Raw genomic sequence first — 16,172 nt, forward strand, 5'->3', positions numbered from 1 at the left:
TCTTCACAGCAGCCACACATGGCATGGGAGGATTCCGCTGCCTCGGCACTCCTCAGCCGGGGAAAGAGGGGAAAGTTCAGTGAAGTCAAGGAAAGTGAGTCGTACGCGGCGTCGCGCGACGATACTCACGGCAGCCGCCGCCTCCGTCGTCGCGGGCGTCGCACTGCTGCCCAACTGGAGCGCCGGAGCGTCCACCACGACCGAACCAGAGGTGGACGCCAAGACGAAGGCCACGTTCCAGAAACTGGCCGACGCGGTCTTCACCGACCGCACCAACGCCCTGGTCGACGAGTCGGCGGCCGACCAGCCGCGGACCGACGGCTTCTCCGGCCGGGTCGCGCTCTCCTCCGGTGCGGCCCGCACCGAGGACAGCGCCCTGGACCAGCTCGGCGACCGCAAGGACCGGCTGGCCCGGCTCGGCGAGAAGTACAGCGCGGCGAACACCTCCGTCACCCTGGACCGCACCCGGGTGCGCGGTCGTACGGCCGTCGTCGCGGTCACCGAGACCACGACGCTGACGTACGACAAGGTGCGCGGCGACGAGCCGAAGTCGACCGGGTTCCAGGCCCACCACGAGTTGACCTTCAGGGCCGACAAGAGCGGCAACTGGCGGCTCACGGGCATCCGGGAGACCGACGACGGCGGCTTCGCGGTCAACCAGCTCGCCAAGTCGAGGACCGCCGCCACCACCACCGACGACACCATGCCGTCGGCCCCGCGCGCGGCCATCACCCGGCCCGCGCCGTCCAACCCGAAGAACTTCACCGCCAGCGGCTACGACTACAAGGCGATGGCCGCCTACGCGGAGAAGTACTGGCGCAACTACAACCCGGCCTACCCCGACTTCAACGGGCAGGGCGCGGGCGGTGACTGCACCAACTTCGTCAGCCAGTCCCTGAAGGCGGGCGGCTGGAAGCACGTGCCGGGCTACGTGTACGACTACACCCGGTGGTTCGGCAACGCCGACATCCAGTCGCACTCGTTCGTCGGCGTCAACGAGTGGTCCTGGTTCGCGCTGAACTCCAAGCGCGTCACCAGCCTCGCGAACGTCTACCAGATGGACGTCGGCGACGTCCTCCAGGTCGACTTCGACAAGGACGGCTCCAAGGACCACACGATGATCGTCACGTACCGCAGCCCCCAGGGCGTGCCGTACCTGACGTACCACTCCACCAACACCTACCGCCGCTCGGTGGCGAGCGTCATCGCGTCGTACCCGAACGCGGCGTACTACGCGTACCGCACCTGACCGGGGCGGTAGCGAATCCGAGCCTGGGGGCTCGCCCTTCTCGGGCGGGCCCCCAGCTGCGTCAGCCGATGGCGATGCGTGTCTTCCAGTAGCTTGTTGGGCCGATGATCTCCGTCCCCGAGCCGGTGAGGGCGGTCTTGCCGCCGGCGTGGAAGCGCACGGAACCGTCGGATCGGATGGCCCAGATGTCGGGGACGCCGTCGTTGTTGGCGTCTGGAGTGCCCGCCAGGAGCGGCACACTGCTCGAGAGCCAGCCGGAGGCGGCGTACTCGATATCCAATCCGCCGGACGAATTCGCCGCGGAGGCGAGCGACGTCAGGGCGACCCCACCACCTGAGTCGGCGACGCCCTTGCGCAACAGCAGCCGACCGGAGACGTTGGAGCGGTAGACGAGGTCGGCGACGCTGTCACCGGAGACATCCTGCACAGTGACGATGTCCCGGTCCTTCCAGCCGGACCCGAGAAGGAGGATCGCCTGGTCGACCGTGGCACCGTGGTAGCCGGTGAAGGCCCAGAGCTCGTCGTCAGTCCCGTTGCCGACGGTGGCTAGGAAGTCGGTGCGGCCATCGCCGGTGATGTCGCCGGCCGCCACGATCTGGGTCAGGGTCGCGGGGCTGGGTGCATTCTCGGGGAGCAGGATCTCCTGCCGCTTGTCGATGTTGACGGCGCCGTAACCGTCCCCTGGGTACACCCACAGCTTGCCCTCGACGCGGACGACCAGGTCCTGGAGACCGTCACCGCCGAGGATGTCTCCGTTGTGGGTGATCAGCGAGCCCTTGAAGTGCCCGTTGGGGGCGGCCACGTACGGCGGCGTGTCGTCGCCGCCGTTGGGATCCTTGTCGGGGTTGGCGCGGTATGCGCCCGGCATGGAGTAGTCCAGGTCGCCCGTCCCTCTGAGCAGATCCTTGTCGGCCTGGGAGGGATAGAGGGCGAGGTTGCCGGCTTCCGTGACGGCCATGAGATCGGGGAGCTTGTCGCCTGTGAAGTCGCCAGGCGCGTCGGCCTGGTCGCGCGGGGGGACGTAGAAGAAGTACTTCGTCGGATCCGAGACGTTGCCCGCGTCGTCGACCGTACGGACGTACAACACGTTGGGGCCGGCGGCCGGTGGCTTGGCATCCTTGATGGAGGAGATGTTGGTGAGGGGGCTGATGGAACCGGTGTAACTCGGTGAGTTGAACCCGTACTCGAACCTCGCGACATCGCCGTCACGAGCGATAAGGGTGAAAGTGCCGGGCGTGCCGAACTTCTTGATGCTCCAGGTGGTGTCCTCGGCGTCGTTGCCGAAACCGTTCTCACTGTCGTCCGCGTTGGGGAAGTCGGTGGACATCACGAATGGCGGTTTCGGTGCGGCCGTGTCGAGAACAAACCGACATGGGGCCTTGCGCGGGTGGTACGCCGAGGACGACCCCGCGTCGTCGACGGCCCGGACCCGCCACGAGTACGTGGCGCCGTTCGCGAGCTTGCTTGTCGGAAACTCGCCGGTCGTCTTCTTCGCAGTGTCGGAGTCACTGCCTGTCGAAACCTTGCCGACCGAGCCGAGCAGGTCGCCCGTCTTCTTCCATTCACCCGTCTTCCATAGATCGAAGTCGAGGTAATTCAGGTTCCTGTCCTTGTCCGTCGCCTCGGCGGTGAAGGTCAGATTCCCGGAGCCCATACGGATGTACGGCCTGGTGGTGGTGCACTTACCCCCAGGGCCGAGGTCCAACGAGTTCGAGACGATCGAGGGCTTGCGGTTGTAGACCAGCTCCAGTGTCGGCGGGAAATCGCCGGTGGCCTGGAACTTCTTCCAGGCGTACTGGGAGTCCTCGTCGCGGGCGCGCAGTCCGAACGTGATGGTGTCGTCGCCGTCGTCCGCGGTCTGCTGCGCGCCGCTGCGCACGTCGAAAGACTCGTACGCGTCCGGGCACCCGGACTTGTAGCCGTGCGCGAAGCTCTTCGTGGCCAGCTTGTTGCCGTCGTGCAGGCGCGGCGCGTTTTTCCAGTTGGTGCGGGAATCGATGGGCCCGGTGACGTGCACGCTCATGGACCTCGCGCTGCACGACCAGGAGTACGTCTCCCGCAGGTACAGCTTCGCCTTGATGATCTTCGTGCCCTCCAGATCCTTGTCGAACTCGATGTTGAAGAAGGATCTGGAGGTGCCCCAGGTGTCCGATTCGAAGCCGACGCGCGCTTCGTGGGTGCCGTTCTTGTTGAAGCCCTTGCCGTTGTAGAAGGTGGCGTTGGGGTGGCGGTCGTACGCGGTGGTCCAGTTCTGGACGTGCTTCTTGACCGACGGGTCGATGAAGACGGGGTAGGTCGTCGCCGGGTCGGTCAGGAACTCCTGGCTGGGAGTGAGCAGCCACTTGCCCGGCCCGAGGTCGGTCTCGACGAGGTCGCCGCGTGAGTCGGGGGACGGACCGTTCAGGGACGGCAAGCTGAGCGTGGCCGCCGAGCCGGTCTGTGATGGCTCTGGAGCCGGCTCGGGCGGTATCGATGGAAGGGGGGAGTCCGACAGGCTGGGTTCGGGGCCGTCGGTCGCGGAGGGCAGCACCTCGACGTCCGTGTCGCTCTGCTCGTCGGACTCGACAGGCTCCTCTTCGGTGGTGCTCGGGCTCGGACTGGTGCCGTCGGTGGGAGAGGGGCTGCCGGAGTCGGCGGGTTCGGGCGCGGTCGGCTGAGCGGTCGCCCCGACGGCGCCGTCCGTGACAGCGGGCGATCCGCTGCTGTCCCACATCAGCGGCGTCGGTGACATCGCCACTTCGTCCCCGTCGGCGTTCTCCGCACTGACGATGCCGGAGAGCGGTTCGAGGCGGAAGGTGAGTGAGGCGGAGTGAAGGCCGTAGACCAGTTGCCGGACGTGCGGGTCGGAGGCTGCCGCCCGGTTCTTCAGGACGACCAACTGCCCGAAGCCGTCGTCGTCGGCGGTCAGCACCAGGTCGCCACCGGGGAAGATCTCCGGGTACAGGGCGCGATTGCCGTCGATGATCGGGGTGGGGACAGGGCCCGGCCAGGTGAGCTGGATCGCGTGGGTGCCGCCGTCGACGTACAGCGTGACCAGGGGGGTACCGGTGTCCTCCGTCTCGGCTTGCTTCACCAGGGAGACCCGCTGCACGGTTGAACGCGAGGCCCGCTCCTCACCGCGTCCGCTCGCACCAGCCGAGAACACCATGCGGGTGTTGGTGGCGCGCGGCTCATAGCCGTCCTTGGTGCGGCGCAGGTTCCGGTCGATGTCGTGCCACTCGCCATCCACTTTGGCGCGGATCGGCGACGAGTAGAGCCGCTTCGCCATGAGGCCGTCGGGACGGGCCCAGGTGGTGGAGTGAGCCGTGCGCGCGGTGGTGACCTCTACGGGCTTGCCTGTGCGAGCTGCCTTCTTGAGCGCGACGCTCTCCGTCACGGGCTTGGCGGGCCGGGCGTGACCGCTGTCGTCCTGTGGCCCGGGGCCGTCGAGTCGCAGCCCTGCGTAGACGACACCGGTCACGGCGAGCGCGCTGGCGAGCAGCGCCGCGCCGGCCCGTCGGCCGGAGCCATGGCGCCAGTTGCGCGTCATCGGGCAAGTCCCCTTCCCCCTTGATCCCCTCGGAACCGGCGCACGCCAGGGCGTACGGCCGGGCTCGCTGATGATGACTCATGGGGGAACGGTCGTCACCCTGTGCCGAAGCTGTGCAGGCGGTGTGAGGGGACCTATCAGAGGCTGCGCCGATTGCCGGCAAGCGTCGAGGTCGGCGGCCCGCACCGACCGAAGGGCTCCTGCGTGAAGCCGGAAGGTCCGGGTGTGTCCGAATAGGTCTCCGGCTTTTGGAGTGCAAGGTGCGGGCGTGTCCCAATGAGGTCAAAGAACTGGACTAATCCCAATGGGAAGCGTCCTCCGTTTTGCAGCATATTCAGTGCGTCACGAGTCGTTACGTTCCGTGATGGTTGTCACATCATCACTTCGTCTATGGCTTTCCGTCACAGAGTGATCACAGAATCTGCATGATCTGATACGTCTCACGCGTGGTCCTTCGCTGATCCCGCTTGGAGTGGTCCGGGGGGCCTCGCCGTGTTCCGTCGACTCACGTATGCCCGTGTTCGCAGGGGGCGTTTGGCGCGCATCGCCGTGCCGGTGACCGCGGCAGCGTTGTTGGTGGGCCTCTTGCCCGCCGAGGCACTCGCGCTGCCGCCGGACCCGGCGAAAGAGGAGGTCGGACGTGAGTCGCTGGTTCTCGAGGAGCTCAAGCGCGAGACGCCGGTGCCCGGTCTGGCCAGCGCCGCTTCCCGGCGCTTGGAGAGACTCAAAGCACTGGCACCCACCAATCTGACCGCCCCGCTGCCCGGCACGGTCACTCCGCCGTCCAACGTGAGCGGCACGGTCACCTTCGGATCCGACGCGACTCCCGCTTCCGTGCGCACCTCCGGTGGCGAGGCGGAGCAGGTGGCGCTGAGCCCGGTCGGCTCCCTGCCCGTGAGCCTGGGCCAGGCTTCCGACAAGCCGGCGCCGACAGGCACCTGGCAGGTCACGATCCCGGACCGTGCCTCCGCTGTCGGTCAGGGCATCGACGGCGCCCTCATGGTGGTGCGGGCCCCTGACACCGGTTCGGTTCCGGTGTCGGTGAAGCTCGACTACTCCAGGTTCGAGAGCCTGTACGGTGCCGACTGGGCGTCCCGGTTGCAGTTGGTGCAGTTCCCCGAGTGCTACCTGGCCACGCCGGACGACGAGGCGTGCCAGGCGTACGAGGAACTGGAAACCAGCAACGACACGGCATCGAAGTCCATCACCGCCACGGTTGATCCGGCTGCCGACGGCACTGTGACGCCCGCCGCCGCGGAAAGAGACTCCACTTTCGGATCCGGCGTCGTCCAGGCGGCCTACCGTTCGTCCACATCGGCGACTCCCGCGGCCGCCGGTGACACGGCCGTCGTGGGCGCCGTGGACTCGGGAGCCGGGAACGGCGGCAGTTTCAAGGCGACACCGCTCGCTTCCGACGGCAAGTGGGAGGTCGCCGGCTCGTCGGGCGCCTTCGTGTGGGAGTACCCGCTCATCGTGCCCAGCCCCCCAGCGGGACCCGCGCCCAGGATTTCCTTCACCTACAACTCCCAGACGGTGGACGGCCGCACCGCTGTCTCCTCGCCCCAGGCGTCCTGGATCGGCGAGGGCTGGACCTACGACCCGGGCTATATCGAACGCCGCTACCGCACCTGCAAGGACGACCGCAAGACTCTCGACTCCGGCACACCCAACAACACGGCGTCGAAGGACAAGACCTCCGACCTCTGCTGGGTGTCGTACAACGCGGTGCTGTCCCTCAACGGCCAGACCAACGAACTCGTGCGCATCGCGACAGCCGACAGCAAGCCCGAGACCGAGACCGAGTACTACCGCCTCCAGAAGGACGACGGCACCCGCGTCGAGCACCGGGTCGGCGGTACCAACGGTGACAACAACGGTGAGTACTGGGTCGTCACCACAGTGGACGGCACCAAGTACGTGTACGGACAGCACCAGGTCGGCGGCGGCCACGCCGACACGAACTCCGTCTCGACCGTTCCCGTGTTCGGCAACCACCCCGATGAGCCCTGCCACGCCACCGCCTTCGCCGACTCGCGCTGCGGTGCCGGCAAGCGCCAGGCCTGGCGCTGGGGGCTGGACAAGGTGGTCGACGTCCACGGCAACACGATGATCGTCAACTGGAAGCAGGAGACGAACAACTACGCCGTCCGGGAGAAGTACAAGAGCCCTGAGCAGTACGACCGTTACGCCTATCCGACGTCCATCGAGTACGGCATGCGGCCGGACTCCTTGACCAGCCCGTCCGCGGTGGTCGAGTTCGGCGTCGAGCAGCGCTGCCTCAAGTCGGCCACCGTCTGTGACCCGGCGAACTTCGCCAAGACCGAGGACCCGGGCGCCTACCGCTTGTGGTGGGACACTCCCGGCAACCTCAACTGCAAGTCGACCTCCAAGATGTGCCCCGCGTTCCCGTCCTTCTGGACGCAGATGCGCCTGGACAAGGTGACCACCAAGGCCCACCGCGCGGGTCAGACCGGCCTCGGCCTGGTCGACAAGTACACCCTGCACCAGTCGTTCCCCGCGGACTGGTACGACTCCGCGCCCGGTCTGTGGCTGAACTCCATCACCCGCACCGGTTACGCCCCCGGCGACACCAAGGGCACCGTCCAGTCCGATGACGGCGTCAGCTTCTCCGAATACCGGGTGGGCAAGGACTCGCCGCTGAAGGGCCGGCTCGCGGACCGTCAGCTGCCGAACCTGGTTCCCGCGGGCAAGGACGATCAGACGCCGGGCTTCACCCGGCCCCGCATCGGCACGGTCTCCACCGAACATGGTGGTGACATCGAGGTGGAGTACACCGGCGGCTGCGCTGTGGCGCCGGGGGAGGACAAGGGCGAGCGCAACGGCACCTGCTACCCGGTGCGGTGGTCGATCGACCCGGACGTGAAGACGCCATCGAAGGTCTGGTTCAACAAGTACGTCGTCGACTCCGTCACGGAGATCGACAAGATGACCTCGCGCGGCAGGCCCGTCGTGTCGAAGTACGCGTACTCGGGGGCCGCCTGGGCGAAGAGCGATGACGAGTTCACCCGGCCGGCGCTGCGCACCCACAGCGACTGGAAGGGCTATCAGGAAGTCTCCGTCCGCAAGGGCAGCAAGAGCACCTCCGAGCAGGGCCAGCTCAACGGTCAGTCCCACAGCGTCACGCGCTACTTCCAAGGCGTCGGTGGTGCGGTGAAGGACTCGACCGGGACGAAGACACTGCTCTCGGAGGACGCACCGCAGTTCGCGGGCATGTCCGCCGAAAGCATCACGTACCTGGACGGCAGGCAGCAGAAGCGCACCCTCACCTTCCCGGCCTCGAAGCAGACCGCGTCGCGCACCCGTGAGAACGAGGACGGAACGGCCGCTGATCCGCTGCTCGCCCACCGGGTGTGGGTCGAGCGGAGGGACCAACTGCAGCGGGCCGACGCGGACTGGCGCACCATCCGCACCACCACCGAGGTCGACGACACCTACGGATTGCCCACACAGGTGGAGACCGGAGTCGTCGAGGGCGACGGGCTCTCCGACCCGGTCTGCACCACGACGTCGTATGTGCACAACACCTCTGCGTGGCTGATCGGACTGGTCAAGGAGCAGCGCACCACTGGCACCACCTGTGCGGCTCAGCCCGCCGCCGACCCCGCCACCAAGCTCAAGTCGTCGGTGCGGAACACCTACGACGACCTGACCCACGGTGCGACTCCCAGCAAGGGATTGCTCACCTCACAGGCAACGAATGACGGGGCCGGCACTGCTCACTCGCACGTCACGACGACGACGTACGACCCCCTGGGCCGAGTCCGCAAGGTGACGGCGCCCGGCACGGGCACCACCGAGACCGAGTACACCCCCGGGGACGACGGCGGTCCGGTGACGAAGGTGAGGTCCATCAACGCCATGGGCCACGCCACCACCCTGACCTTCGATCCGGGACGCGGTCTTCCGATGACCGCAACCGACCCCAACGGCCGGGTCACGCGCAACGAGTACGACGCCCTCGGCCGTCTGGTGAAGGGCTGGACACCGTCGCGCTCCTCCGTCGGCCAGTCGCCGACCGTCCAGATCTCCTACCAGAACGCCGTGGCGACCTCGAAGGAGAACCGCCCGGCCTCGGTGACCGTCCAGACACTCAAGGACGACGGCACCTACGCCCGCGAGATCACGCTTTACGACGGCCTGCAACGCGAAGTCCAGAGGCAGACCGAGGCACATGGCCCCGGCCGGATCATCGTGGACACCAAGTACAACGACCACGGCCTGGTAAGCGAGAAGACCAGCGGATACCTGGCGAAGGGCGACCCGAGCACACAGCTCTTCGCCCCCAGGTCGACATCCCTGATAGCCAGTTCGACCAAGTACCGCTATGACGGTCTGGAGCGCCCCTACTGGGCGGGGATCTACCACAGCGACCAGTACAAGTACGCGACGCTGACCAGCTACGGCGACACGTCCACCTACGTCGACCCACCAGGCTCCACGATCCCCCGCACCCGGACCGCCTACGACGCCCTCGGCCGCGTCACCTCGATCAAGCACTACAGCAAGGACGGGGCCGACGAGGGCCGCACAACGTCCTACGAGTACGACGCCCGCGGCAACCGCAGCAAGGTCGTCGACCCTGCCGGCAACACCTGGTCCTACGTCTACGACGCTCGCGGCCGGGTGACGTCCACCACCGACCCCGACACCGGCACGACCGAGACCTGGTACGACGAGGCCGACCGTCCGCACCGCGTCAAGAACTCCCGTGGGCAGGAGACGTTCACCGAGTACGACTCCCTCAGCCGTATCCGCCACGTGCGGGAGGGCTCCGCGACGGCCACCCCCGTCAAGTCGTTCACCTACGACTCGGCGTATGGCGGAGTCGGCAAGCCGGCAGAGTCCATCAGGCGCACCCCGAACGGTGACTACGTCAACCGCGTCAACAGCTACGACGCCGAGTACAACGTCACCCGGAGCGAGACCGTCATCCCGGCGAACTCGATGACCACGGGCCTCTCCGGCACGTACGCCTACACCTTCACGTACACGCCCACAGGGAAGCCGCAGTCGGTGACTCTGCCGGAGAAGGGCGGCCTGGCGAGGGAAAAGGTCGTCACGCGCTACAACTCCGATGGCCTCCCGGAGTCGACGTCGGGTCTGACCTGGTACACGTCCGACGTCACCTACTCCCCCTTCGGGGAGGTCATGCGCACGGTTTCCGCTGCGCAGCCCTACCGAGTGTGGACGACGAACTTCATCGATCCGCACACCGGCCGTCTCCAGCGCACGGTGGCCGACCGGGAGACGGCTGCCAACCGCATCACGGACAACCGCTACTCCTATGACCTCTCCGGCACGATCACGTCCAGCATGCGCGAGCTCGCGAGCGAGAGCGGTGCCAAGACGTGGGACACCCAGTGCTTCACGTACGACGCCATGGGCGAGTTGACGCACGCCTGGACGTCCACCATCAAGCCCCTCGGGGACGGCACGGGCTGCAAGGCGGCCAACGGCACCACCTGGGGCTACCGCGCCGACTACGCGACGTCCACCGGACCGGTCGCCGACGCGCCCGACGAGTCCACGGATTCGGCGACGCCCGACCCGAGGCTGACGCAGTCGCTCGCTGCCGCAGCGCCCGACGCGGCCACGGTCTCCACCGGTGACACCGCCTACCGCCAGTCGTTCACCTTCGACTGGATCGGCAACCGCGCCACGTTGACGGAGCACGACCCGGTGGACGCGACGAAGAACATCACCTACCGCTACGGATACGGCAAGCAGATCACGGGCAACGGCACGACCGCGCCCTACCTGGCCCAGCCGCACACGATGACGTCGATCGCCTCGACCCCGACGGGCAAGGACAGCACCTACTCGTACGACGCGACGGGCAACACCAAGGCCCGCGACCTGCACGACAGGGACCAGACCCTGGACTGGACGTCCGAGAGCAAGCTGGACGCGATCACGGACAACGGCACCAAGACGACGTACGTCTACGACGCCGCCGGCAACCGCATCCTGGAGAACTCACCGACGGGTTCGACCCTCTACCTGGGCGAAACGGAACTGACGACTAACAGCACGGGCTCCATCACCCGAGCATCGCGTTCCTACGGCCAGGCCGGCGCACCCACGGTGGTCCGCACGACCACCAACGCGGCCACGACCGGCCACAAGCTCAGCGTCCTCCTCGCCGACCACCTCGGCACCGCCAACACGTCGGTTGACGTCGCCTCCGGCCAGGCCGTGACCCGCCGTTCCTTCAAGCCGTACGGCGAGGTCCGCGGCACCAAGCCGACGAGCTGGCCCAACAAGCGCAGCTACGTGGGCACGGGCATCGACGACGCGGCGACGGGGCTGACGCACATTGGCGCCCGGGAGTACGACCAGAGTTCTGGGCGCTTCCTGTCGGCGGACCCGCTGATCGACATCGCCGACCCGCTCCAGATGAACGGGTACAGCTATGCGAAGAACAGCCCGATCAGCACCAGCGACCCGGACGGGCTCAAGCCGGTCACCCCATGCGACAGAGGCTGCGATGACGGTGACGACAGCTATCGGGACTGGATGACTCAGAACCCTGACGGCACCTGGTCGTACCACTACGAGAACACCCGCTACGTCTATGAGGGCGGGACAGGCGACCTTGTCTCTACCACCAAGCGAGGCAGCGAGCACCCGGGGTTCGGCAAGAAGACCGTGTTCAAGGGGTACAAGCCGGGACTTGAGCACACGATCTTCAAGGTTAGTGTCTCGCTCTTTATGCCTGATCCCTCGGACTGGGTGGACTGCTTCAGCGGCTCCGGAGTGAAGAGTTGTGCCATCGCGTCAACGGACCTGCCTTGGCTCAAGGCTCTGAAGCTGGTACCCAACTCGGTGATCGAGAAGGGGACCAAGGCGGTCGAGGACTGGCTCTCGAAGCGTCCCAAGGGATGCAAGTGCTTCCTTGCCGGGACGGACGTCCTGATGGCCGACGGCACGACCAAGGACATCGAGGACGTCGAGCTGGGCGACAAGGTCCTGGCGACCGACCCGGAAACCGGTAAGACGGCGGCGCGCGAGGTCACCCGTCTGATCCGCACCGAGGGCGATAAGCACTTCAATGAGCTGTCCATTGCCACAGAGGAAGGCATCGAGAAGCTCACGGCAACCCACGAGCACCCCTTCTGGTCCCCTTCCGCGCTCCTCTGGGTCGAGGCGAGAGAGCTCAAGCCGGGCATGACCCTGCTGACCGACAAGGGCGAAACGGTCGTCGTCACGGGCAACCGCGCGTTCACCAGGCACGCACGGACTTACAACCTCACTGTTGATGACCTGCACACGTACTATGTGCTGGCAGGGGCTACGCCGGTCCTGGTTCACAATTCCGACTGCCCGCTGACCGGTGGCTTCAAGGCGGGTGTGACCCCTGACGAGATCGCCGATATCAACCGTGGATTTGGCGGTGAAACCCTGCTGAGTGGCTCGCCCGCGAACACCATGGCTAACGCCAGTCGCTATAACAGCTTCTGGGATAAGTCGGCCGTCGTGATTCGTGACATCGCTGGTGGTCACATGTTCAACAACGGAAACAAGCGCACGGCTCAAGCTGTCGTAGAGCAGCTGATGCAACGTAACAACGTTACAAGTGGCCCCACTTCTGCCGATCTCCGAAGTGTCATCGACAGAGTAGGTAAAGGTCAGCTACACGACGTCAGTGACATCTCGGCAGCCTTGAGGGGCTATTGATGGGAGCGTAAGGAATGAATATCGAGCAGCTCATGGAGAAGTTGGGCCGCTCAGGCGTCACCGTGATCCTCAAGGTGGATGACGAGAGGATGGCGGAAGGTGGCGAGCCCTGGACTTTGGTGATGTCGGGTCCGGGGCTGGGGCCCGAAGGATTCATCCGCGCTGAATCTTCCAGCCTGAGCGACTGCCTCGAACAGGGATTCACCCGGTTGCGTTCCCGGCCCGGCGACTGGGAATGGCTGGCGGAAATCTCATAGCCATTGAAGCGAGGCCCTCCCGAATTCTTCGGGAGGGCCTCGTGTCGTTTGACGGCAACGGTGACGGCAACGTCAGCGGACGCCTGCCGCGGCGGGTGGGTCGTCGGGGTCGTCGTTGACAGGGCAGAGGGCGCCGTTCAGGGTGTCGATGGCTTGGCGTTGGAGGCGGAGTCGGACGTGGGCGTAGACGCCGGCGGTGACGCCGATGTGGGAGTGTCCGAGGAGTTCCTTGATCACGACGAGGTCGACGCCTTGTTCCAGGAGCAGGGTGGCGGTCGAGTGTCGTAGGTCGTGGAAGCGGATGCGGCGAAGTCCGGCCCGGTTGAGGAAGCTGTGGAAGCGGCGGGTGAGGTTGGCCGGGTCGAGAGGCCGGCCAGTCGGCGTGGTGAAAACGAGTCCGCTGTCGTTCCAGTCCGTCCCTGCTGTCTCTCGCTCCTTGTCCTGCCGTTCCCTGTGCTCCTTGAGGGAGTGGAGGCATTCGGTCGGGAGGGCGATGCGGCGCTCGGACGCTCGGGTCTTGGTGGGTAGTTGGATGAGGCCGCCGGTTCGGGTGCGCTGGAGCGAGCGGCGGATGCTGGCCGTTCCGGCGTTGAGGTCGAGGTCATCCCAGTGGAGGAGTTGCAAAGGTTCGTTGGCGACCCGAACAACGTTCAGATTCATGGCACGTGGCGGAACAGCACACCGGCTCGACACTATGTGAACCTGAGGACAGGGCAACATGTGTCGGTCGACCTCGAATCTGGAAAACTGTTGGGCGCATGGAAAACGGACGTAAATGACGATCAATTCTGGCACCTCACGATGTTTGGGAAGTTGTGATGGGTAAGATGGAGGCGCTGCTCGTTCTGGCGGAGGCAGTTGCCGAGGGTAGGATTACGGCGGGCGAATTTGCCACCGTCTGTCTGCCGCTATATAAGCACTATCCATACCGCTATCCTTCCGAGGAGCACTATCAGGCGGCGACAGATCTCTTCTATGTCGCGCACGACTACGATTCAGCCGGCCTCGACATGCCTGATCTGCTCAACGGCGACCAGGTTCGCCAGAAGGCGGCTGATATCGCGCGGCGAATGAGGATACTTCTGCAGTAGCCGAATTCGAACAGGCCGTTCCGGTGGAGCAATGGGTGGGTCCCTCGGTCCCGAGCCGAGGGACCCACCCACGATCTGTTGACGGCAATGCTGACGGCAACGTCAGCGGACCACGGCTGCCGCAGTTGGGTCGTCAGGGTCGTCGCCCTTGCCCGGGATCTGCTATATCCCGACCCACTCCGCGTACTGCGCCAGCGAATTGCTTCGCGTCCGCTCCTGCCGTCTCAGGGCGAGCATCGTCTCTCGCACGGTCGGGTGGTAGCGGGTCTGCTGCGGGGCGATGCGCCGGGCCTGGTGCAGGCAGTCCAGCGCCTGCTCCGGGTGGCCTGACCAGGCATGGGTGCGGCCGAGGTCCATCCAGTGGTGCCCGGCCCGGGAACGGGTCCAGCCGCGCGGAATGCGTACATCCTCGGCGAGTTCGATCGCGCGTCCGAAGTCGTCGGCCTCCGAGGCGATGGCCACGGCGTGAACGCCGACGTTCACCGGTCCCCAGGTGACGCCGAAGTCGGGCAACTCCCCTGTGGCCAGGGCGAGGGCACGGGCTTCGGTGAGGCGGGCGTCGGCGTGGTCCCGGTCCTTCGACGAAATGTCGCGCCTGGCCTCACGGTTCGTCGCAGGGTTCGAGACCATGTATGGGTATCCGCCAGGGGAGCACTACGTGTCAGGAGCCGCCGATAGTGGCGGTCGCGACGCGCTCGCTGCGGTCTTGAGCGACGCGGGTGCGAGGGTTTTGATCGAGTTCTATTCGCGCGTAGCGCAAATCCCCTTGCCTGATGTCGGTCCGGGGTTCTTTGTCGATGAGGCCGAGTATGTGGTTGAGGGGTTGCGCGGCGCTCAGCCAACACAGGTGAGTAGCGTGCCCTATCGGACTGTCGCCGTGTTTGAGTCTGCGGGGGGCGGTGCATTGTTTGCTGCCGATCGTCAAACCGGAGAGATTGTTCGACTGGAATGTGGATCTCTCGTCGGTGATTTCTATAAGGTGGAGGAGCCTGGGGTGCAGGTGATCGCGCGAGATTTCGAGGGCTTTATGAAATTCCCGTACGGTGAATTGCTGCGACAGATTCCCCCCGATGCGTAGACAGCTGATCGCGCCCGAACTGATGCCGAGTCCGGCATATTCCGACGCCACTGCAGTGGGCCCGCCAGGTGTGCCCTGGCGGGGCTTGTGCGTAGGGTGAGTTGCGGCTGTGTCCGCTGACCGTCGTAGACCTCGTTGTGGGGGCCAGCTGTGAGCTACGCGGTTGCGCGCGATGCGGCACCCTTTCGGTAGCGTTCTCTCAGCCCGCAAGAACGGTCGCGGCTGGTGGTGACGAGCACCCCTGACGGCGGCCGAGCAAGGAGAGAATCGTGAGCGACCTGGTCCCCATAGCCCTGCAGCAGGAGATCGCCCGCGAACTCCACGTGAGCGAGTCCTTCGACGCCCGGCAGGAGATCGAGCGCCGGGTCGCCTTCCTCGCCGAGCGGCTGACCTCGGCGGGCCTGCGCTCCCTCGTCCTCGGCATCAGCGGCGGCGTGGACTCGTCCACCGCGGGCCGCCTGTGCCAGCTGGCGGTCGAGCGGGTGCGGGACGCCGGGCACGAGGCGACGTTCTTCGCGATGCGGCTGCCGTACGGCGTCCAGGCGGACGAGGCCGACGCGCAGCGGGCGCTGGAGTTCATCCGGGCGGACCGGGTGCTGACCGTGGATGTGAAGCCGGCGAGCGACGCCGCGCTGGAGGCCGTGGTGGCCGGCGGCACGGTGTTCCGGGACGCGCACCACCAGGACTTCGTGCACGGCAACATCAAGGCGCGCCAGCGGATGATCGCCCAGTACGCGGTGGCGGGCGCGGAGAACGGCCTCGTCGTGGGCACCGACCACGCCGCCGAGGCGGTCTCCGGCTTCTTCACCAAGTTCGGCGACGGTGCCGCCGACGTCGTACCGCTGACCGGGCTCACCAAGCGGCGGGTGCGGGCCATCGCCGCCGAGCTGGGCGCGCCGGACGCGCTGGTCTGGAAGACCCCGACCGCCGACCTTGAGACCCTCGACCCGGGCAAGCCCGACGAGGACGCCCTCGGCGTCACCTACGACGACATCGACGACTTCCTGGAGGGCAAGCCGGTCGCCGAGCCCGCCTTCGAGGCGATCGTCAGCCGGTACCGGCTCACCGAGCACAAGAGGCAGTTGCCGATCGCTCCCTGAGGGTGCTCATGAACGCGGTCCAAGCGGAGGGGTGGACCGTGAGGTGAGGGCCGGTGGCCCTCTTCGAGTCGCGGATGTGGACGGCTGTGGCGGCGGTGGCTATCTCGACGCAGTTCGAGGCGTCGCCGCTGTAGCTGGACTTCCGCCAGGTGGGTGTGGGCATGAGGGTT

At 66.4% G+C, this 16,172-nt stretch carries 9 protein-coding genes and 1 pseudogene; 6 read left to right on the forward strand and 4 right to left on the reverse strand.

What is annotated here, in order from left to right:
* Positions 1 to 94: 94 nt before the first annotated feature.
* Complete coding sequence (locus AMK31_RS00295; protein ID WP_241842491.1) at positions 95 to 1,249, forward strand: amidase domain-containing protein; 1,155 nt, start codon at positions 95 to 97, stop codon at positions 1,247 to 1,249.
* Positions 1,250 to 1,310: 61 nt separating this feature from the next.
* Here the strand turns inward: AMK31_RS00295 and AMK31_RS00300 are convergent, their stop codons facing one another.
* Positions 1,311 to 4,778 (reverse strand): DNRLRE domain-containing protein, encoded by a 3,468-nt coding sequence (locus tag AMK31_RS00300; RefSeq protein WP_073938221.1) that lies wholly within the window; start codon positions 4,776 to 4,778, stop codon positions 1,311 to 1,313.
* 576 nt (positions 4,779 to 5,354) lie between these two features.
* Between AMK31_RS00300 and AMK31_RS00305 the strand changes: the two genes are divergently transcribed.
* Entirely contained in the window at positions 5,355 to 12,476 is a 7,122-nt protein-coding gene (locus tag AMK31_RS00305) for a polymorphic toxin-type HINT domain-containing protein (RefSeq protein WP_241842492.1), read from the forward strand.
* Positions 12,477 to 12,490: 14 nt separating this feature from the next.
* Positions 12,491 to 12,733 carry a hypothetical protein gene (locus tag AMK31_RS00310; RefSeq protein WP_019891762.1) on the forward strand — a complete coding sequence of 81 codons (243 nt, stop codon included), beginning with the start codon at positions 12,491 to 12,493 and terminating at the stop codon, positions 12,731 to 12,733.
* 72 nt (positions 12,734 to 12,805) lie between these two features.
* Here the strand turns inward: AMK31_RS00310 and AMK31_RS00315 are convergent.
* Positions 12,806 to 13,348: pseudogene (locus tag AMK31_RS00315) on the reverse strand (site-specific integrase); the annotation flags it as partial.
* Positions 13,349 to 13,560: 212 nt separating this feature from the next.
* On the opposite strand from AMK31_RS00315, the gene AMK31_RS00320 reads away from it, so the two are divergent.
* Complete coding sequence (locus AMK31_RS00320) at positions 13,561 to 13,824, forward strand: hypothetical protein (RefSeq protein ID WP_143204191.1); 264 nt, start codon at positions 13,561 to 13,563, stop codon at positions 13,822 to 13,824.
* 162 nt (positions 13,825 to 13,986) lie between these two features.
* Here the strand turns inward: AMK31_RS00320 and AMK31_RS00325 are convergent, their stop codons facing one another.
* On the reverse strand, positions 13,987 to 14,454 hold the full coding sequence (locus AMK31_RS00325; protein WP_241842493.1) for a hypothetical protein: 468 nt from the start codon (positions 14,452 to 14,454) through the stop codon (positions 13,987 to 13,989).
* 28 nt (positions 14,455 to 14,482) lie between these two features.
* Between AMK31_RS00325 and AMK31_RS40300 the strand changes: the two genes are divergently transcribed.
* On the forward strand, positions 14,483 to 14,902 hold the full coding sequence (locus tag AMK31_RS40300) for a hypothetical protein (protein WP_143204192.1): 420 nt from the start codon (positions 14,483 to 14,485) through the stop codon (positions 14,900 to 14,902).
* Positions 14,903 to 15,180: 278 nt separating this feature from the next.
* Positions 15,181 to 16,002, forward strand: a complete 822-nt coding sequence (gene nadE / locus AMK31_RS00330; RefSeq protein WP_385310570.1) for an ammonia-dependent NAD(+) synthetase — start codon at positions 15,181 to 15,183, stop codon at positions 16,000 to 16,002.
* Here the strand turns inward: nadE and AMK31_RS00335 are convergent.
* Positions 15,965 to 16,165, reverse strand: coding sequence for a DUF397 domain-containing protein (locus tag AMK31_RS00335; protein WP_073938224.1), 201 nt, complete (start codon positions 16,163 to 16,165; stop codon positions 15,965 to 15,967). The genes nadE and AMK31_RS00335 overlap by 38 nt on opposite strands.
* Positions 16,166 to 16,172 lie beyond the last annotated feature (7 nt).

It is taken from the genome of Streptomyces sp. TSRI0107 (genome assembly GCF_001905845.1).
Classification (GTDB): Bacteria; Actinomycetota; Actinomycetes; order Streptomycetales; family Streptomycetaceae; genus Streptomyces.

What these genes read in the sequence shown, in the direction of transcription:
- AMK31_RS00300 (WP_073938221.1), bottom strand. Translation starts at nt 4,778, where the DNA reads ATGACGCGCAACTGGCGCCATGGCTCCGGCCGACGGGCCGGCGCGGCG.
- AMK31_RS00310 (WP_019891762.1), top strand. Translation starts at nt 12,491, where the DNA reads ATGAATATCGAGCAGCTCATGGAGAAGTTGGGCCGCTCAGGCGTCACC.
- AMK31_RS00320 (WP_143204191.1), top strand. Translation starts at nt 13,561, where the DNA reads ATGGAGGCGCTGCTCGTTCTGGCGGAGGCAGTTGCCGAGGGTAGGATT.
- AMK31_RS00325 (WP_241842493.1), bottom strand. Translation starts at nt 14,454, where the DNA reads ATGGTCTCGAACCCTGCGACGAACCGTGAGGCCAGGCGCGACATTTCG.
- AMK31_RS00335 (WP_073938224.1), bottom strand. Translation starts at nt 16,165, where the DNA reads ATGCCCACACCCACCTGGCGGAAGTCCAGCTACAGCGGCGACGCCTCG.